At 68.9% G+C, this 18,660-nt stretch carries 17 protein-coding genes and 1 riboswitch; of the genes, 9 read left to right on the top strand and 8 right to left on the bottom strand.

Annotated elements, in window-relative coordinates; translation table 11 throughout:
• Positions 1 to 149 precede the first annotated feature (149 nt).
• Genes EH199_RS09250 through EH199_RS09240 form a run of 3 tightly spaced genes read left to right on the top strand, consistent with a single transcriptional unit; the run spans position 150 to position 4,235 of the window.
• Complete coding sequence (locus EH199_RS09250) at positions 150 to 1,349, top strand: acyl-CoA dehydrogenase family protein (RefSeq protein ID WP_124808975.1); 1,200 nt, start codon at positions 150 to 152, stop codon at positions 1,347 to 1,349.
• A 51-nt stretch (positions 1,350 to 1,400) separates the two neighbouring features.
• The gene (locus EH199_RS09245) at positions 1,401 to 2,531 is read left to right on the top strand and encodes an acyl-CoA dehydrogenase family protein (protein ID WP_124808974.1); all 1,131 of its coding nucleotides are present in this window, start codon (positions 1,401 to 1,403) and stop codon (positions 2,529 to 2,531) included.
• Positions 2,532 to 2,576: 45 nt separating this feature from the next.
• On the top strand, positions 2,577 to 4,235 hold the full coding sequence (locus EH199_RS09240) for a DUF389 domain-containing protein (protein ID WP_124808973.1): 1,659 nt from the start codon (positions 2,577 to 2,579) through the stop codon (positions 4,233 to 4,235).
• 15 nt (positions 4,236 to 4,250) lie between these two features.
• Here EH199_RS09240 and EH199_RS09235 read toward each other — a convergent pair whose 3' ends face one another.
• Genes EH199_RS09235 through EH199_RS09220 form a run of 4 tightly spaced genes read right to left on the bottom strand, consistent with a single transcriptional unit; the run spans position 4,251 to position 8,731 of the window.
• Positions 4,251 to 4,991 (bottom strand): ABC transporter ATP-binding protein, encoded by a 741-nt coding sequence (locus EH199_RS09235; protein WP_124809063.1) that lies wholly within the window; start codon positions 4,989 to 4,991, stop codon positions 4,251 to 4,253.
• Entirely contained in the window at positions 4,991 to 5,956 is a 966-nt protein-coding gene (locus EH199_RS09230) for an iron ABC transporter permease (protein ID WP_124808972.1), read from the bottom strand. The genes EH199_RS09235 and EH199_RS09230 overlap by 1 nt, the downstream gene beginning before the upstream one ends.
• Entirely contained in the window at positions 5,953 to 6,813 is an 861-nt protein-coding gene (locus EH199_RS09225) for an ABC transporter substrate-binding protein (protein WP_223806578.1), read from the bottom strand. Before EH199_RS09225 ends, EH199_RS09230 begins: the two co-directional genes overlap by 4 nt.
• A gap of 13 nt (positions 6,814 to 6,826) precedes the next feature.
• Positions 6,827 to 8,731: a TonB-dependent siderophore receptor gene (locus EH199_RS09220; RefSeq protein ID WP_124808971.1), complete on the bottom strand. Its 1,905-nt coding sequence runs from the start codon at positions 8,729 to 8,731 to the stop codon at positions 6,827 to 6,829.
• A gap of 105 nt (positions 8,732 to 8,836) precedes the next feature.
• A riboswitch (cobalamin riboswitch) is annotated at positions 8,837 to 9,037 on the bottom strand.
• A gap of 151 nt (positions 9,038 to 9,188) precedes the next feature.
• Between EH199_RS09220 and EH199_RS09215 the strand changes: the two genes are divergently transcribed.
• Both EH199_RS09215 and EH199_RS09210 read left to right on the top strand, forming a co-directional pair.
• Positions 9,189 to 10,559 (top strand): cell wall hydrolase, encoded by a 1,371-nt coding sequence (locus EH199_RS09215; protein WP_223806577.1) that lies wholly within the window; start codon positions 9,189 to 9,191, stop codon positions 10,557 to 10,559.
• Positions 10,560 to 10,694: 135 nt separating this feature from the next.
• Positions 10,695 to 11,279 carry a hypothetical protein gene (locus EH199_RS09210; RefSeq protein ID WP_124808970.1) on the top strand — a complete coding sequence of 195 codons (585 nt, stop codon included), beginning with the start codon at positions 10,695 to 10,697 and terminating at the stop codon, positions 11,277 to 11,279.
• 86 nt (positions 11,280 to 11,365) lie between these two features.
• Here EH199_RS09210 and EH199_RS09205 read toward each other — a convergent pair whose 3' ends face one another.
• The 4 genes from EH199_RS09205 to EH199_RS09190 are packed head-to-tail and all read right to left on the bottom strand — an operon-like array spanning position 11,366 to position 15,353.
• Positions 11,366 to 12,073: a DsbA family oxidoreductase gene (locus EH199_RS09205; RefSeq protein ID WP_190287198.1), complete on the bottom strand. Its 708-nt coding sequence runs from the start codon at positions 12,071 to 12,073 to the stop codon at positions 11,366 to 11,368.
• A complete protein-coding gene (gene nudC, locus EH199_RS09200) occupies positions 12,070 to 12,954 on the bottom strand; it encodes an NAD(+) diphosphatase (RefSeq protein WP_124808968.1) in 885 nt (294 codons plus the stop codon). The genes EH199_RS09205 and nudC overlap by 4 nt, the downstream gene beginning before the upstream one ends.
• Positions 12,951 to 14,267, bottom strand: coding sequence for a serine hydrolase (locus tag EH199_RS09195; protein WP_124808967.1), 1,317 nt, complete (start codon positions 14,265 to 14,267; stop codon positions 12,951 to 12,953). Before EH199_RS09195 ends, nudC begins: the two co-directional genes overlap by 4 nt.
• Before the next feature lie 27 nt (positions 14,268 to 14,294).
• A complete protein-coding gene (locus EH199_RS09190) occupies positions 14,295 to 15,353 on the bottom strand; it encodes an A/G-specific adenine glycosylase (RefSeq protein ID WP_124808966.1) in 1,059 nt (352 codons plus the stop codon).
• A gap of 29 nt (positions 15,354 to 15,382) precedes the next feature.
• On the opposite strand from EH199_RS09190, the gene EH199_RS09185 reads away from it, so the two are divergent.
• The 4 genes from EH199_RS09185 to EH199_RS09170 form a co-directional block, all read left to right on the top strand.
• The gene (locus EH199_RS09185; RefSeq protein WP_124808965.1) at positions 15,383 to 15,973 is read left to right on the top strand and encodes a DUF721 domain-containing protein; all 591 of its coding nucleotides are present in this window, start codon (positions 15,383 to 15,385) and stop codon (positions 15,971 to 15,973) included.
• Positions 15,973 to 16,680 carry a thioredoxin domain-containing protein gene (locus EH199_RS09180; protein ID WP_124808964.1) on the top strand — a complete coding sequence of 236 codons (708 nt, stop codon included), beginning with the start codon at positions 15,973 to 15,975 and terminating at the stop codon, positions 16,678 to 16,680. Before EH199_RS09185 ends, EH199_RS09180 begins: the two co-directional genes overlap by 1 nt.
• A gap of 95 nt (positions 16,681 to 16,775) precedes the next feature.
• Positions 16,776 to 17,525 carry a thioredoxin domain-containing protein gene (locus tag EH199_RS09175; RefSeq protein WP_124808963.1) on the top strand — a complete coding sequence of 250 codons (750 nt, stop codon included), beginning with the start codon at positions 16,776 to 16,778 and terminating at the stop codon, positions 17,523 to 17,525.
• A 27-nt stretch (positions 17,526 to 17,552) separates the two neighbouring features.
• Positions 17,553 to 18,660: AAA family ATPase (locus EH199_RS09170; protein ID WP_148092143.1), on the top strand; the 1,108-nt coding region annotated here is incomplete at its 3' end.

The raw sequence follows: 18,660 nt of genomic DNA, 5'->3' as shown, positions 1-18,660 counted from the left end.
TCCGGCGCTGCCGCGCTCTTGCGCCGCAGCCTGCATCACCCGCTTAAAACCGGGGAATTTTCCTGCTATTCAATCGCGCGATTGAACTGTTCCGGCAGCCTTCGCATTCGCCGGTCAGCGCTTGACGGTCTATAAAAGGGAGAGACGTCGTGAACCTTGATTTCAGCCCGGAAGAGCTTGCCTTCCGCGACGAAGTGCGCGCGTTCATCGCCGAAAACTACCCCGCCCAGCTGCGCGGCAAGCAGGACGAGGGCGGCGACCTGAGCAAGGAGGATTTCCTCTCCTGGCACAAGGTGCTGGCGAAGAAGGGCTGGATCGCGCCCGCGTGGCCGGTCGAATACGGCGGCCCCGGCTGGACCGCCACGCAGCGCTACATCTGGTCCGAGGAAACCGCGCGGGCCGATTGCATCCGCATCATGCCGTTCGGCATCACCATGGTCGGCCCGGTGATCTACACCTTCGGCACGCCCGAACAGAAGGCCCGCTTCCTGCCGCGCATCCTTTCGGGCGAGGACTGGTGGTGCCAGGGCTATTCCGAGCCCGGTTCCGGCTCCGACCTTGCCTCGCTGCGTACCCGCGCGGTGCTGAGCGAGGACGGCTCGCACTATGTCGTCAACGGCCAGAAGACCTGGACGACGATGGCGCAGCATGCCGACTGGGGCTTCTTCCTGGTGCGCACCAATCCCGATGCCAAGCAGCAGGAAGGCATCAGCTTCCTGCTGATCGACATGAAGACGCCGGGCATCACCGTGCGCCCGATCATCACGCTGGGCGGCGAACACGAAGTCAACGAGGTGTTCCTCGAAGACGTGAAGGTGCCGGTCGAAAACCGCGTGTACGAGGAGAACAAGGGCTGGACCTGCGCCAAGTTCCTGCTGGCGCACGAACGCACCGGCATTGCCGGCGTCGCGGCCTCGAAGCGCGGGATCGAGCGGGTGCGCTCGATCGCCTCGTCGGAAATGGACGGCGACCGTCCGCTGCTGGCCAATCCGTTCTTCCGGCGCAAGGTGGCCGAACTGGAAATGGACCTGACCGCGCTGGAATTCACCGAACTGCGCACGCTGGCCGGCGAAGCCGCCGGGCGCGGGCCGGGGCCGGAATCGAGCGTGCTCAAGATCAAGGGTTCGGAAATCCAGCAGCGCATCACCGAACTCGCGCTGGAAGCGGCGGGGCATTATGGCGCGCCCTATTTCCGCGGCTTCGGCGAAGGCGACAACGAGCACCCGATCGGGCCGGACTGGGCGCACCACACCGCGCCGAGCTATTTCAACATGCGCAAGACCACCATCTATGGCGGGTCCAACGAAATCCAGCGCAACATCATCGCCAAGATGGTTCTCGGCCTCTGAGCCAGCCAACAGGCTGGCCATCCGGCGGGCCGACCGAGAGGATAGATACGAATGGACCTGAGCTTCACCGAAACGCAGGACATGCTGCGCGACACGCTTTCGCGCTTCCTGGCGGACACCTACGACTTTGAAACGCGCAAGAAGATGCTGGAGCGCCCGGAAGGCCGCGATCCGGGCATCTGGCGCGCGCTGGCGACCGAACTGGGCATCCTGTCCGCCCCCTTCACCGAGGAACAGGGCGGACTTGGCGGCGGGCCGCTGGAAAACCTGATCGTGATGGAGGAACTGGGCAAGGTCATCGCGATCGAGCCCTATCTCCAGACCGCCGTGATCGGCGGCGGCGCGCTGAAGGCGGCGGGCGGCGCGATGGCCGATGCGCTGATCCCCGGCATCATCGGCGGCGACGTGATCTTCGCCTTCGCCTATGCCGAGCCGAAGGGCCGCTATGACCTGGCGCGGATCGAAACCACCGCGCGCAAGGATGGCGCCGGCTATGTGCTGAACGGTCACAAGGCGGTGGTCTATGCCGCACCGTGGGCCACGCACCTGCTGGTCACCGCGCGCACCGGCGGATCGGGCAACGAACGCGGCGGCGTGGAGCTGTTCGTGGTGGACGCGAAGAGCGCGGGCGTCACCCGCCGCGATTACCCGACGGTCGACGGGTTCCAAGCGTCGGAAGTCTATTTCGAGAACGTCGCTGTGCCCGGCGAAGCGCTGCTGCCGGGCGGCATGGACCTGATCGAGCACGTGGTGGACGAGGCCACGATGGCAGTCTGCGCCGAAGGCCAGGGCGCCGGGCGCCAGTTGCACGAACTGACGCTGGCCTACACCAAGGAGCGCAAGCAGTTCGGCCAGCCGATCGGCCGGTTCCAGGCGCTGCAGTTCCGCCTCGCCGATATGATGATCGAGGCCGAGCAGGTCGCCTCGATGACGCTGATGGGCACGCTCAAGCTCGATCTTCCGGCCGAACAGCGCAAGGCGGCGGTCAGCCTGGCCAAGGCGAAAGTCTCGAAGTCGCTGCGCTTCATCGGTCAGAACGCGGTGCAGACCCACGGCGGCATCGGCATCACCGTGGAACTGGCCGCCGGCCATTACTTCAAGCGCCTGACGATGATCGAAAGCCAGTTCGGCCCCGCCGACTGGCATCTCGAACGCTACGAGGCGCTGACGCTGCCGGCCTGATCGCCCGCCGATACGCAAACGAACAAAAGGGCATGGACCGGTTCCATGCCCTTTTTCGCATCCGGTCCGGACGAAATCGTCGGCGGCACGAACCCCTGCGGATTTGGCGGCCGGGGGCAAGGCCGCTATCCTCCCCCCATGGTATTCCGCTTTCCCGATCCCGCATCGCTGTCCTCCCGCCTCGCTCCGGTCCGGCATCGCCTGCTGCGCTGGCGGATCCGGTTCGCCCGGCTCATCCTGCTTCCGGAACTCTCGCCCGATGACGCGCGTGAACTGCGGCATCAGGTGCAGGACGATGGCGCGCTGACGCGCGGTTACATGCTGATGTGCGGCCTTGCCGCCGGCATCGCGGCACTGGGCCTGCTGCAGTCCTCGACCGCCGTGGTGATCGGCGCGATGCTGGTTTCTCCGCTGATGAGCCCGATCGCCGCGCTGGGCTTCGGCTTCGCCTCCATTGACGGTCAGCGCATCCGCGATGCCGCGCGCGTGGTGCTGGTGGGCGCGGCGATCGGCATTGCCGCCGGGATGCTGATCACCTGGATCAGCCCGATCCGCAACGCCACGCCCGAACTTCTCGCCCGCACGCAACCCACCCTGCTCGACCTTGCCGTCGCGCTGCTTTCGGGCATCGCCGGCGGGTACGCCACGGTGATGGGCAAGGGCGGAACCGCGATCGGCGTGGCCATCGCCACCGCGCTGATGCCACCGTTGACCACTGTCGGCTATGGCATCGCCACGCTGCAACCCACCTTCGCGCTGGGCGCGCTGCTGCTGTTCCTGACCAACCTTTCGGCCATCGCCTTTGCCTTCGCGCTGGTCGCCCGGCTCTCCGGCGCGGCGCGGCCATTGCAGAACGTGCAGTGGACCACCGCGCATACTGTCGCCGGGATTGCCGCGTTCCTCGCGCTGGCCACCCCGCTGGCCATGACGCTGGTGCAGGTGAAGCGCGAGGGCACGCTGCGTTCGTCGGCGAGGAATGCGATCGAGCAGGTTTCAGGCCAGCGGGGCACCAGCATCGCGCAAATGGACGCGCACTGGCCCCTGTTCGGCGATCCCTCGATAAATGCGGTCGTCATCGCCCCGCAATATGCGGCGAACGGCGAACAGCGCGTCCACGATCTCCTTGCCGCCAAAGTCGGGCCTGCGGTCTCGGTCAATCTCCAGCAGGTGCTGGCCGCCGACCTGCCCTCGCAAACCCGCGCCATGATCGACGCGGCGATGGAACGCACCGCCGCCGGGATCGCCGCCGACGTACCGCCCTATGCCCGCATCCGCGCCAGCATTGGCCTGCCCACCACCGCGCTGTGGATCAACCGGACCGAACGCGCGGTGAACATACAGCCGGTTGCCGCGCCCGGCTGGAAGCTGGCCGACTATCTCCGGGCCGAACGCATCGCCACCGATGCCGCCGAAGGCTGGAGCGTGCGCGTGATCCCGCCCGCCACACCGGAACTGCGTATCGCACTGACCACCGAGGGAGCCCCCGCCGACACGATTCCCGCCGGTGTCGCGATCTGGGCGTTGCAGCGCTGGGGCGTTGCCCACGTGCGCATCGCCATGCCCGAGGACGCGCACGACGAGGCCCTGCCGAACGCGCTGGCCGGTGCCGGGATCACGGCGCAGACCATGTCCGGCAAGACTGCGCCCGCCGGCACCGCGATTGTGGAAATCTTCGCGCCGCCCCCGTTCAGCGGCGACCAGTAGAAGGGCCTGGCACGGTCAGGACGGCGAGAAGGCCAGCGCCCTGCGGCCCGGCTCGCCCAGCCAATGGCCATCAAGGCCCCACACTTCCCCGATCATCGCGGGGGTAAGCGTCGTTTCGGGCGGCCCATCGGCCACGAGGCGCCCGTGATCGAGGATCAGGACGCGATCGGCTTGGTTCATCGCCTGCGCAAGATCGTGGAGTACGAGGACCACTCCCGTTCCGCCCGCCGCCAGGATGCGGAAGCGGGCCAGCAAGGCAAGCTGGTGCGCGAGATCGAGACTGGCGAGCGGTTCGTCGGCGAGTATCCAGCGCGGTTCACCCGCCAGCACGCGCGCCAGCAGGGCACGGGCGCGCTCCCCGCCGGACAGGGCGGAAACGGGCCGCGCGGCGAAGCCCTCCAGATCGAGCGCGGCCATGGCAGCCCGCGCCGCGGCGGCGTCCGCTTCGGGTCCGGCGCGGTGCTGCAGGCGGCCGAGCCGGACGAGCGTTTCCACAGTGACATCCCAGGCGACCGCGCCGTCCTGCGGCAGAAAGCCGATGGCGCGCGCGCGGGTGAGCGGCGGCAGCGTGGCGACGGGATGGCCATCGAGCAGCGCGACGCCTTCCGTCGGCGCGTGCAGCCCGGCGAGGCAGGCGAGCAGCGTGGACTTGCCCGCGCCGTTGGGGCCGCAGATCGCGGTGATCTGGCCGGGGCGCAGCGCGGTGGTGATCGCCTCCAGCCGGCCGGGAACGGATACCTGCTTGGCGGCGAGCATCACGCAATCTCCCGCCGCATCGCCAGCAGCAGGCGCAGGAAGAACGGCGCGCCGATCAGGCTTAGCGCGATGCCAAGGCGCAGTTCGCCGCCCGCCAGCGGCAGCACGCGGCACAGGCAATCGGCCACCAGCAGCAGCAGCGCGCCCGCCAGCGCGCTCGGCAGGAGCAGCGCGGAGGGGCGGCGGTCGGTAAAGGGACGGACGAGGTGCGGCACGACCAGGCCGACGAAGCCGATGATCCCGGCGACCGCCACGCCCGCGCCGACGACGAGGCCCACGCCCGCGACCATCCGCCACAGCAGCCGCGCCGGATCAACGCCGAGCGAGCGCGCCGCGCTTTCGCCCAGCATGAGCGCATCGAGCGCCGGCCCGGTGCGCCGCAGCACCAGCAGGCCAAGCAACGTGGGCGGCAGCGCGATCAGCACATCGGGCCAGCCGCGATCGGCCAGCGCGCCCATCAACCAGGTGACGATCTCGCTGAGCGCGAAGGGATTGGGGGCAAGGCTGATGGCCAGGCTGGTAAGCGCGCCGGCCAGGCTGGCGATCATCATTCCCGCGAGCGTAAACAGCGCCACCCCGCCGGTCCGCCCCGCGATCAACGCCAGCAGCGCCATCCCCAGCGCCGCGCCCGCCAGCGCGAACAGCGGCAGCAGCCAGCCTTGCGCGGCATAGCCGGTCCAGAACGATAGCACCGCGCCCAGCGCCGCCATCGGCGCGATGCCGAACAGCCCCGGATCGGCCAGCGGATTGCGCAAGTAGCCCTGCATCGCCGCGCCCGCCGCGCCCAGCCCGCCGCCGACGAGCAGCGCCAGCACCGCGCGCGGCAGGCGCAGTTCGATCAGGATCGGCAGGGCGTTGCGCGCGGCCGGCGCCAGCGGATCGATCCAAACCTGCCCCGCGAGCAACGAGAGCGGCACGGCGAGCGCCAGTGCGGCAAGCAGGAGGGGAACCGGACGCACGGTCATAGCGAAGCCCGCACCTGCCGGAGCCGCGCCGCCGCGCGGATGATCGTGGGGCCGCCGCAATAGAGGAGGCCGGGCGCGAGCGTTTCGCGCCGCGTGCCGTCCAGCGCGGCAAGAACCGGATGGTGCAGCCGGCGATCGCCATCGCCGTGCGCGTCGGACGCGATCAGGATCAGGCGTGGCGGATCGGCCAGCATCCGTTCCAGCGGCAGCACGTCCGCCTGGCGCATCCCGCGCGCGGCGCTGAAACTGGCGAAGCCGGTGCGGCGGAGCAGATCGGCGATCAGCGTGCCTTCGCCGGGCACGATTCCGCCCGATTGCCAGACGACCGTGGGCACGGGGGCCGTGCCCGGCGGCGGCGCGGCGGCGGCCAACGCGGCGTCGATCCGCGCGACGAGCCGCTCGCCGCGCTCCGGATGCCCCGCCAGCGCGGCAATGCGGCGGACCTGCGCGCGGCTGTCGGCCACGGTCATGGCAATGGGAAGCTGCGTGACGGGAATGCCAAGGCGATCATAGGCCGCGCGCGCGGCCGGACCGAGGAACGTATCGCCCAGCACGAGATCGGGATGGAGCGCCAGCACTTCCTCCACCGTGCCGCGCGTGGCGGGAAAGCGCCGGGCCAGCGCCACGTCCATCGAACTCGATCGGGGATCGCGGCTGTAGTGTGACAGCGCCAGCACCTGCCCCGGATCGGCCACTTCGGCCAGGATCGCATCGCTGCACGGGTTCAGCGAAACGATCGCGGGGTGCGCGCGCGTGGCCGAAGGCGGAGGCGTGGCCGGCGCGCAGGCGGAAAGGGCCGCCAGCAACGCCAGCCCCCGGCCCCGCCGCCACATGGCCGGCGGGGTGGAGGAAGGCAAGGCGTTGCCCGCCTTAATAGCGCACCCGCGCGCCGATGAAGGCGGAGCGGCCCCAGGTGCCATACCCAGCCGAGGTCTGGTACTTTTCATCGAACAGGTTTTCGACCCGACCGAACAGTTCGAAGAAATCCCCGAACGGCAGGCTGGCGCGCAGCGTGGTCAGCTCGTAGCCATCCAGCCGGGTGCGGTTGCCCGCATCGTCGAAGCTGTCGCTGACAAGGCGGACGTCCGCGCCGAAAGTCAGGCCAGCGAGCGGCGAGGTCCAGTCGGCCGAAAGCGTCAGCGCGTTGCGCGGGCGGCGGGCGAGCGCCTTGCCGTAGTTCGCGTCCGCCACGGTCAGGTTGCGGGCGCGGTCATAGGTATAAACCGCCTGCGCGCGGAACGTGGGGCTGACATCGGCGCGCAGTTCCAGTTCCACACCTTCGGCACGGGTCTTGCCGACGTTGTCGTAGAAGCCGAAGCGCCCGTCCGCGCACAACGGGCTGGTGACCGAGAAGCACGAGACATAGGCGATGAGGTTGCGCGTATCGCGCCGGAACCAGGTGGCCGAGGCATGGAACACGCCATCGGCCGTGGTGTATTCGACCCCGGCGTCATAGCTGCGGCTGCGTTCGGGGCTGAGCCCCTGATTCCCGTAATCCGAATAGAGCTGGTAGAGCGTGGGCGCCTTGAACCCTTCGCCATAGCTGGCGCGCAGGCGCAGCCCCTGCGCCACGCGGACGCTGCCGTTGGCGCCGAACGTCGCCTGCGTGCCGAAGCGGCTGTGATCGTCCACGCGCACGCCGGCGGCAAGGCTGGCCCGGTCGGTGTACCAGCCGAGCAGCGCGTGGCCGCTGGACAGGCGCGCGCTGCGCTGGGCATCGAACGTGGAAGAGAAGCGCGTCCATTCGCTGTCCCCGCCGAAATCGAGCGCGAAATGCGCGGGCAGCGCGATGCGGCCGGTCAGGTCGACGCGCTGACTGCGGCCCTTGTAGCCGTACTGCGGATCGGCGCCGTAGGTGGGGTCGTAATAGTTCCGGCGCGTATCGGCGAGCGCGTAGCCGCCGTCGAGCGTAAGCGCGCTGCCGGCATAGTGGAACCCGGCGCGGCCGGAGAACTGGCGGGTCTTCTGGTATTCTGGCGTGTCGCCGAACACGGTGTAAGTCGGCGGCGGATAACCGTCGATGTCGAGCCGACTGTCGGCATAGCGCGCGACGGCGTTGAGCGAGAGATCGGGGGTGAGGTTCACGCGCCCGCGCCCGCCGATGCGCCACTGGCGGTAGCCGTCCGGCTCGGTGCCGACCGCGGCGGCGGAAACGCCATCGGTGCGCGCGTAGCCGCCGTTGAGCGAGAAGGCATAGCGATCGTTGGCCACGCCAGCCACGGCATCGGCGGAGACCGTTTCCTTCGCGCCATATTCGACGCTGGCTTCCGCGCCGTTCACTTCCTTGGTCGTCACCGCGATGACGCCGCCGATCGCGGCGCTGCCCCAGACCACGGAGTTCGAGCCGCGCAGCACGTCGATGCGGTCGATTCCGCCGGTCAACAGGTTGCCGAAATCATAGCCGCCCGAGGGCGAGGACACATCCTCCACGCGCACGCCATCGATCAGCACCAGCACCTGTTCGGCTTCGGAGCCGCGCAGGCGCACGCCGGTAAAGGTGCCGAGACCGCCGTTGCGCGAGAAGGTGAGACCGGGCACGCGCTCCAGCACGCGCGTCAGGTCCGCGCCCTGCACCTGCGCGATCTGCTCGGCGGTGATGACGGTGACGGCCTGCCCGGTCTGGTCGAGCCGGAGCTTGCTGCCCGTGGCGAGCACGGTGATCTGCGCATCGGCGGAGACGGCCGGCGCGGCAGGTTGCGCCATATCGTCCTGCGCCAACGCCGGCGCGGCGGCCAACAGGGATGCGGTAAGGAAAAACAGATATTTGCCCGGCATTCTTCAGACTCCCAGCCCATGAACGAACTGCCGTTCATGGCGGGAGGACCGCCGGGCCAACGGGCGGAACTCGCGACGCGTGCGCCCGGTACACCCCGCCCGGCCGCGGAACGACCACACACCGGCAGGTCTCCTGGCTCTCCGGGTCATCGCCCCCTGCCCGCCTTCCCGGCCGTGCGGCCAGTGGCATCGTGGACAGGGCGCTCGCCGGATACAGTTGCGGGGGCAGCTCCGGTTAGGGACCGTGCTGGTCCTTCGCGGATTCCCTCTGGGCCCGTTGCGGGCACCGGTGGCGTCGCTGCGGCGCGTAGCCCCGAACGGGGGCACGGGCAAGAGTCTTAACCGATTCACCCTATGACGCGGGTCTGTGCCGCCTTGGGACGGCGCGAACGCCGTGCGTGCGGGGTCTGCCCACGCGCGCTAGCGCAGGAGAGCAAAGGAACGCGTCCAAGACCCGATGCCGCTGGAGATCGCCTACCGTCCGTTCACCCTGCCGACCGGGGCCTTGCCCCCGGCTGCGGAGGAGAACGTGCGCGCGGGCGATGTCAGCCGCCACCGCGACGATAACCCTGCCGACGGCCTTGCGGACATGGCCGATGCCGCCCCCCTTGTGCCGCGCCCGCGCGATTTCGCCGCGCGCATCCGCCGGCGCGACATGGTCTCGGTGCGACGCCGGCTGCGGACCCCGTCGATGCTGCGCCAGCGGCTGGCCGGCGTGGCCACGATCGGCCTTTTCGCGATGGTGCTCGGCCCGGTGGGATGGGGCAGCCCCGGCGGGATCGACCGCGCCTCTGCGCAGGCCGAAGCGGGTGCGCTGCAACCGTTCGAGCAGGCGGGCAAAAGCTTTCCCGGATCGGCCTTCTACTATGTCTCGCCCGACGATACCGGGCTGATCGCGCCCAACGCCGCCGAACAGGCCTGGGCCGCGCACCGCGATGACGAGGAGGTCGCGTCCGCCGTCGAACCCGCCGGCCCCGCCGCGCGGCCGATCTTCGCGCGCGGCAGCGGCGAGGACCAGTGGCGCGCGCTGCAATGCCTGACGGCGGCGATCTATTACGAAGCCGCTTCGGAACCCGACAGCGGCCAGCGCGCGGTGGCGCAAGTGGTGCTGAACCGCGTGGCGCATCCCGCCTTCCCCAATACCGTGTGCGGCGTGGTCTATCAGGGATCGGAGCGGCCCGGCTGCCAGTTCAGCTTCGCCTGCGACGGATCGCTGGCGCGCCGGCCGATGGTGGCGTTCTGGGAGCGCGCGCGGCGCGTCGCCCGCGATGCGCTGGCGGGCTACGTCTATGCCCCGGTGGGCCTTGCCACGCATTACCACACCAGCGCGATCCACCCCTACTGGGCCGACAGCCTGGCCTTCATCGGCACGATCGGCGCGCATCGCTTCTACCGCTGGAGCGGCGGCGCGGGACGCCCGGCGGCGTTCAACGCGGTCTATGCCGGAGGCGAGCCGATCGCCGCGCCGCATCCGCGCACCTGGACGCCCGCGCCCACCGACATCGCCGACCCGGTCGCGCTCGCCCGCGCCTACGAGGACGGCCGCCTCGCCGCGCTTCAGCAGCAGGCCGCGCCGGTGCCGGCCGCGACGTCCGCCGCGTTCGGGCAAGTGCCGCTGCCCCACGCCACCGCGCCCGTCTATGCCCCGGCGATCGAGCAGCGCGGCGGCGATACGGTGTTCCGCGCGGGCAACCGGCTGCCGGGATCGCCCCCCGCCGGTTCACACCCCGCCGGCTCCAATCCGCCGGGAACGAACCTGCCCGGCTCCAACGCGATCCGGCCCGAATACCAGAACAGCGGCAAGTGGATCGCGCAGCCGCAGGGGTAGGCAGCGTGGAGGGGGTCCGCGACGGATGGTGGGGGACGAAGATTCCGGTATTCCGCCTAAACCGCGTCATTTCGGACTCGATGCGGTTGCGGACCGGAGCAGAGCGCGGCAACATCGTGTTGTTGGAGGCGGCTCATGTTCTCGTATTTTTTGTCGCGCAGGCGGCTCTCGCGTTCGTTCGAGCCGTGTGATGGGGGATTCTTATACCGCCGTAGACCTACTGCACAGGCGGTGCCCGTCACGGCGGAGGAAAGAGAGCAGATTCTACGAACCTTCAAGTCGACCTACTGGAAGTACCACGCCATCCTATGGGTATTGTTCTTTATTTTGATATTTGCAGCGGCTGGATTAGCCGTGATTTCCAGTGTTCCCGATGAGGCAGGGACTTTCATTGGATATCTCTGTGCCGTAATTTTGTTCGCTGGAATTATCTTTGTGGACCGGCGCATCCTAAGCATTGCAACCGCATCAATAAGCGCCCGCCCTCCTGTCCAACCTCGGCGTAATTGGCTGCAGCTGATTGATGCCCGTTTAGCAACAGTCCCGTGGTGGCGCCTCGCGGCAGGAGGAGCATTTTTAGTGCTGCTTGCGTGGGTTACGCGCTCAATTGCGACCGCGTCCCTTTGGGGCAGCATCGGATGGGTTTGCTACTTCGCTTTTTGCTTCGGCATGTGGATCAGAAACGTTTGGCGAAAGTGGCAATTGGCGGCGCGTGTCTAACGTCCGCTTCCCCGCCCTTCCCACCGATCAGCCGATTTTCGCGGCTACCTGATGGCGGAATTTCATTCAGGCCTTTGCGACAGACCCTAGGCTCCCGCCACCACCGCCGCCTCGCGGGCGATCACGCGGCGCAGGGCGTTGGCATAGACGTCCGGTTCCTGCGCGCCGGGGATCAGGTATTTGCCGTTGACGACCATCGCCGGCACGCCGGAGATATTCCAGTCCCACGCCTGCTGCTCGCCCGCCACGACGATCGCGGCCAGTTCCGGATCGTCGAGCGCGGCTTGCGCGCGGGCGCGGTCCAGCCCCGCGCTTTCCGCCACATCGAGCAGGACGGCATGGTCCGAAACGTTGCGGCGGTGCTGGAAATGCGCCGCGAACAGCGCCAGCTTCAGCCGCACTTCGGTTTCCGCATCGTAATCGCGCAAGGCATGGACCAGCAGCGTGTGCGCGGCGCGGGTGTTCCACATCATCGCGGGCGGCGGCGTGCCCTCGCCCGACCAGGACAGGCTGGCGCCCGCGCGTTCGGCAATGGCCAGCAATTGCGAGCGGCCTTCCGCCGCCTGCTCCTTGCTGCGCCCGTACTTGCGCATGATGTGCGCGCTCTGTTCCTCGCCTTCGGGCGGCATGTCGGGGTTCAGCTCGAAGGGATGGAAGCGGATCGTCGCCGTCACCTCGTCGCCCAGGATGGCCAGCCCCTTCTGCAGCTGGTGGTAGCCGATCACGCACCACGGGCACATCACGTCCGACCAGATGTCGATCGTCACCGGCTTCGGCGCAGCGGGCGCGGTCATCGGGCGATCCACCATTCCAGCAGGTGCCGCGCCACCGCGTGCGGCGGGGGCGCGATGAAAGGCCCTTCCTCATCCCCGTCCAGCGCCGCCCGCACTTCGGCGCGGGTGAACCAGCGCGCCTCTTCCAGTTCGGTGGTGTCGACGGTGAGCGCCGGATCGTCGGTCAGGCTGTGGCAACCGATCATCAGCGACGAGGGGAACGGCCACGGCTGGCTGGCAACATACGTCACATCGCGCACGATCACGCCCGCTTCCTCCTGCACTTCGCGCGCCACCGCACCCTCGATCGATTCGCCCGGTTCCACGAACCCGGCCAGCGCCGAGAAGCGACGCGGGGGAAAGCGCGGCTGGCGGCCCAGCAGCAGGTTGCCCTGATGCTCCACCAGCATGATCGTGACCGGATCGACGCGCGGGAAGTGCTCCGCCTTGCACGCCGCGTTCGTGCAGGAACGCTGCCAGCCGCCCTTGGCCAGCACGGTGGCATGGCCGCACCGGGCGCAGAAGCGGTGCCGGGCGTGCCAGTCCACCAGGCTGCGCGCGCCGCCATAGATCGCCAGATCCTGCGATCCCAGCATCGTCATCGCCTGCCACAGGCGCGGGTTGGGCGGCGCCACGCTGCCCACCAGCCGCGGCGCGACTTCGGCGAAGCAGCCGCGCCCGTCCTCGGTCAGGCCCAGAAACACCAGTTCGGCCTGCGGATCGGCATCGGCCAGCGTGCCCCAGTCGAGCCCGCCTTCGGGCGCGAGCAGCGGGTCCAGCCCGTCCAGCCGCAGCAGGCGCGCACGCCAGTTCATCAGGCCGGCGAGCTTTTCCGGATCGGAGCGGACATGGTCCGCCCGGTCGAGCGCGCTGCCGGCAAAGGCGATGGTGGTTCCGTTCATGCGGCTTTCTTTCCACGAAACAGGTCTGCGATCACAGCCTTGGGGAAGTCCCTTTGCACCGGATAGGCTTCGGAGGGCATGTATTGCGTATAGAGGCCCGCCCGGTTGCCCACGCGATGGTTGATGAAGGCGATCGTCCCGGCGGCGCCGGCCCAGCCATAGGTGCCGGCATCCACACCGATGCCGACGCGCCCGCCGGCGCCGAAGCCCGCACCCGCGATCATCGTGCCGTCGGTGGCGGTGCCGGCGGGAAGCAGGTTGCTGGTGCCCAGCCGCACCGCCGCCTCGCTCATCACGCGCCGCCCGCCGATCACGCCATGGCCGAGCAGCATGGTAAGGAAGCGGTCGTAATCGCGCGGCGAACTCACCAGCCCGGCACCGCCGAACGGAAACGCTGGCGGATCGAGATAGATCGAGGACGGCGCCGGATCGAGCGGCACCACGAACCCGCCGAGCACGCCGTAGTTCGAGGTCAACCGGCCGACTTCGCTTTTCGGCACCTGGAACCACGAACTGTCCATGCCCGTGGGGCCGAAGATGCGATCGTGCAGGAAGCGGTCGAACGGCTGGCCCGATACCACCTCGATCACGCGGCCCAGCAGATCGAGCGCGACCGAATAGCTCCATTGCGTGCCGGGTTCATAGACGAGCGGCAGATCGGCCAGACGGTCCGCGAACTCGGCAAGACTGCGGGGCATGTCGGCGGGCTGCTGCATGCCCGGCAACGGTAGCCGCGTGATCTGGCCGGGCACGATGCCGGCCTGTTCGTAGGCGGCCTTGATCGGTCCCTTCTGGATGATCGAATAGCCCAGCCCTGCCGTGTGGGTCAGCAGATGGCGGATCGTGATCGGCGTTTTCGCGGGCCGCAGATCGGTGATCGAGCCGTCCGGCGTCACCTGCACTTGCATCTTCGCGAACTTCGGCAGCACGTCCGACACGGGCTGGTCAAGCCGCAGCCGGCCTTCGTCGATCAGGATCATCGCGGCCATGCCGGTGACCGGCTTGGTCATCGAATAGACGCGGAACAGGCTGTCCAGGGTGACGGGGGCGGCTTCGCCCTTCGTTTCGACGCCACGCGCGATGCTTTCCGGCGCGGCGCTGCCCCAGCCGAGCGCCGCGATCATGCCGGGCAGCTTGCCGCCGGACACGTAGCCATCGAGCAGTTGCGTCACCGCCGGCCATTGCGCCTCGGCCGCCGCGCTGGCGAAGGCCAGGCGGGGGAACAGAGTGGCCCCCGCTCCCACGAACAGGCCACCTCGCATGATTTCGCGTCGGGAAAGGCCCTGGAACGCGGGCAGAACTTCGCTTCGCATGGGGTCTTCTACCGCCTCTCGCTCATCCTACGCCCCGGCCAGCGCCAGTTGCGCCGCCTTGGCGAATACCGTGGGCAAGCCGGCCTCTTCGATCCCTGCGAGCGGCCACCATTCTCCCTCGGCCAGACTAGCACCGCCAGCGGCATCGCAAAGCATCAATTGCAATTCGAGATCGAAATGGCTGAAGGTGTGCCGGACCAGCCCGCCCGAGCGCCAGCCACCGGCCAGCGGCGGTTCACCGTGGCCATCGGCGCGCGCGTTCCAGCCATCGTCGGGCAAGGCGCGCATCCCGCCCAGCATCCCCTTCCCCGGCCGCCGCACCAGCCAGACCGCGCCATCGCGCACGATCCAGAACGCGCGCCCGCGCCGCGTGGGCCGGGCCTTCTTCGCCGCCTTCACCGGCAGGCGCTCCGGATCGCCCTCGGCATAGGCCCGGCACTCGTCACGTATCGGGCACAACAGGCAGCGCGGCGCCTTCACGGTGCAGACCGTCGCGCCAAGGTCCATCATCGCCTGCGCGAAATCGCCCGCGCGCACTTCGGGCGTGATCGCGTCCGTTGCCTCGCGAATCGCCGGGCGCGCACCGGGCAGCGGTTCCGTGATGGCGAACAGCCGCGCCACCACGCGCTCGACATTGGCATCCACCACCACCGCGCGCCGCCCGAACGCGATCGCGGCGACGGCGGCGGCGGTATAGGCGCCCAGCCCCGGCAAGGCGCGCAGGGCTTCCTCGGTATCGGGGAACGCCCCGCCCATCGCCGCCACGGCGCGCGCGCAGGCGAGCAGGTTACGGGCGCGAGCGTAGTAGCCCAGCCCCGCCCAGGCGGCCATGACATCGGCATCGTCCGCCGCCGCCAGATCGGTCACCGCCGGCCAGCGCTGGGTGAACTTCGCGAAATAGGGGCCGACGGCGGCCACGGTCGTCTGCTGGAGCATCACTTCCGACAGCCACACGCGGTACGGTTCCTGCGGCGCCTCCCCCGGCAGCCGCCGCCACGGCAACCGGCGCGCGTGGACATCGTACCAGGCGAGCAGATCGCCGGCGATCGTACCCGCACCCGAATTCGTCTCGCCACTGGTCTGCATCGCGCCGCTATGGCATGGCAGCACGCAATATGGAACGCGAAGCAGGAAAGCCCCGGAACGCCCCGCAAAAGACCGGCCACAAGGCGGGTCAAAACGCCGGCAAGCCGTTCGAGCGCGCGCGTGGCGGAGAGGCGCGGCAGATCGCCGACCTGATGCCCGCGATCGGCCGCACCGCCTTTCGCCGCTTCGGCTTCGTGCAGAGTTCGGTGGTCACGCGCTGGCCCGAGATCGTGGGGCAGCACCACGCCCGGCACTGCGCGCCCGAATCGATCCGCTTCCCGCCCGGCGAAAAGGCCGATGGCATTCTCCAGCTGGTCGTCACGCCCGCGCACGCGCCGCTGATCCAGCACGTGATTCCCGAGATCATCGAGCGGGTGAACCGCTTCTTCGGCTATCGCGCGGTGGCGCGCGTCAAGATCCGGCAAGGCCAGGTTCAGGCGCCGCGCGGGAATGACGGCGCGCGGGCCGCGCCGCCTTCGCTCAAGCCCATTCCCATGGAACTGGGAGAATCGCTGCGCGACATCGGCGATCCGGAACTGCGGGCCGTGCTGGAATCGCTGGCGCGCAACCTGGGCGGGAACACTTCGGACGGCAATCAGGACGGGGAAAAGACACAGTGATGCGATCGATCGTGCGGGCCCTGAGCATGCTGGCGCTGGCCTTGGCCGGAATGATGACGTTAACCGCAGCGGGCCGCCTGCCCGCCACCACGCGCCCGCCGACCACGATCGTCACCCGCACGGCCACCGAAAGCCACATCCTGGGCAACCCTGCCGCACCGGTGAAGCTGGTGGAATACATCAGCTACACCTGCCCGCACTGCGCCGAATTCCACCATGAATCGCTGGCGCAGCTCCAGATCGGGTTCATCGGCAACGGCAAGGGTTCGGTCGAGATCCGCAGCTTCGTGCGCGATCCGGTGGACATGACCGTAGCCCTGCTGACGCATTGCGGGCCGCCGTCGAAATTCGTCACCCTGCACAACGCCTTTCTGGGCAGGCAGGCCGACTGGATCGGCCCGATGGTTTCCGCCAACGCGGCCCAGCGGCAGCGCTGGACCGCCGGCGATTTCGCCAGCCGCACCCGCGCTATCGCCAGCGATTTCCATTTCTACGAGATCATGGCGACGCACGGCTTCGACCGCCCCGCCACCGACCGCTGCCTGGCCAACAAGGCCCTGGCCGACAAGCTGGCCAAGGGCACGCAGGACGCGGTGGACAAGGACTTCGTCACCGGTACGCCCAGCTTCGTGCTCAACGGCGTTCCGCTTTCGGGCACCTATACCTGGGAAGCGCTGAAGCCGCAGATCGAAGCCCGCCTGCACTGATCGGCCACGCACGTTCTTCAATCCGGCTTCAATCCGGCGCGCGGATCGGCTAGCCCTTGTCCCAAGCGCCACTTCCAATTCCGGGAACAGCATCCATGAAACTTACCCGTAGCCGCCTTCTCCTGCTTGCCCTGCCGCTGGCGCTGGGCCTTTCCGCATGCGGCAAGAAGGATGAGGTGGGCGCCGGAGCCGAAACCGCCGCGCCGATCGCGAAGATCGCGCCGCCGACCGGCAAGGCGTGGACCGACGTGATCAGCGCCACGCCCGATGGCGGCTACCTGATGGGCAACCCGCAGGCACCGCTCAAGCTGATCGAGTTCGGCGCGCTGAGCTGTTCGCACTGCGCCGCCTTCTCCAAGGAAGGCTTTCCCAAGCTGAAGGACGAATACATCGCCAGCGGTCGGGTCAGCTATGAACTGCGCCTGTTCATGCTCAACGCGCTCGACGTGCCGGCCGCGCTGCTGGCCACTTGCGGTTCGCCCGAGGCGGTGATCCCGCTGAGCGAACAGTTCTGGGACTGGCAGCCCAACATGTTCACCAACCTGCAGAAGGATGAAGCCCGCTTCAAGGCGCTGGCCGAACAGCCGCCGGCGCAGCGCTTCACCGGCATCGCCCAGCTGGGCGGCATGACCGACTTCTTCGCCGCGCGCGGCATCGCCGCCGATCAGGGCGCCAAGTGCCTGTCCGATACCGCGAAAGCCACCGAACTCGCCAATCGCACCGACAAGGCGACCAAGGACTTCAACGTCACCGGCACGCCCACATTCATCCTGAATGGCAAGAATCTGGAAGTTGCAAGCTGGCAGGAACTGGAACCGCTGCTACAAAAAGCTGGCGCGCGCTAAAGGGGAGCACGCGCGGAAGGGGGGCTAATGGAATTCAGGCGCTTGAAGCTGACCGGCTTCAAGAGCTTTGTGGAACCCGCCGAACTCCGGATCGAACCGGGGTTGACGGGCATTGTCGGCCCCAACGGTTGCGGAAAATCGAACCTGCTGGAAGCGATCCGCTGGGTCATGGGCGAAAGCTCGGCCCGGTCGATGCGCGGCGGCGGCATGGAAGACGTGATCTTCGCGGGCACCACCCAGCGCCCCGCGCGCGCCTTTGCCGAAGTGATGCTGACGGCGACGACCGATCCTTCCGGTCCGTTCGGCGGCGAACTGGAAGTGGTGCGCCGCATCGAACGCGGCGCGGGCAGCGCCTATCGCGTCAACGGCAAGGACGTGCGCGCCAAGGACGTGGCGCTGGTCTTCGCCGATGCCGCCACCGGCGCGCACAGCCCGGCGCTGGTCAGCCAGGGCCGCATCGCGGCGGTGATCGCCGCGCGCCCCGCCGAACGGCGCATGATGCTGGAGGAAGCGGCGGGGATCGCCGGCCTGCACGTCCGCCGGCGCGATGCGGAACAGAAGCTGCGCGCCACCGAAACCAATCTCGAACGGCTGGTGGACCTGCTGGCGGGGCTGGAAGGCCAGATCGCCACGCTGCGCCGGCAGGCACGCGCCGCCGAACGCTACAAGGCGGTAAGCGAACGCATCCGCGTGGCCGAGGCGCGCATGGTCTTTGCCCGCTGGCGCGACGCGGCGGACGCGGCCGACGCGGCGCGGCGGGAAGCGAAGGCCAGCGAGGAGGCCGTCGTCAGCGCGCAGGCCGCCGCGCGCGCGGCCCAGCTGGCGCAACATGCCGCCGCCACCGCGCTGGCCGAAGCGCGCGACGAACTGTTCGATCGCCGGCAGGATGCTTCGGCACACGGCCAGCGCATGGCCGCACTGACCACCCAGCTGGAGGCGGCCGAACAACGGCTGGCCGACCTTGACCGGCAATTGCAGCGGCTGGACGATGATCGCACCCACGCCGATCGCATGACCGAGGACGCGGCCGCGGCGCTGGCCCGGCTCGATGACGACATCGCCGCCGCCGAAGCCGCGCTGGCGGCCGACGAGGAGCGGCGCCCGCGCCTGGCCGCCGCGCTGGACGACGCCGATC

This window comes from Novosphingobium sp. LASN5T (assembly GCF_003856955.1).
Lineage (GTDB): Bacteria > Pseudomonadota > Alphaproteobacteria > Sphingomonadales > Sphingomonadaceae > Novosphingobium.
Note: the sequence above shows the minus strand (reverse complement) of the source record. Positions and strands in the feature narration are given on the sequence as shown.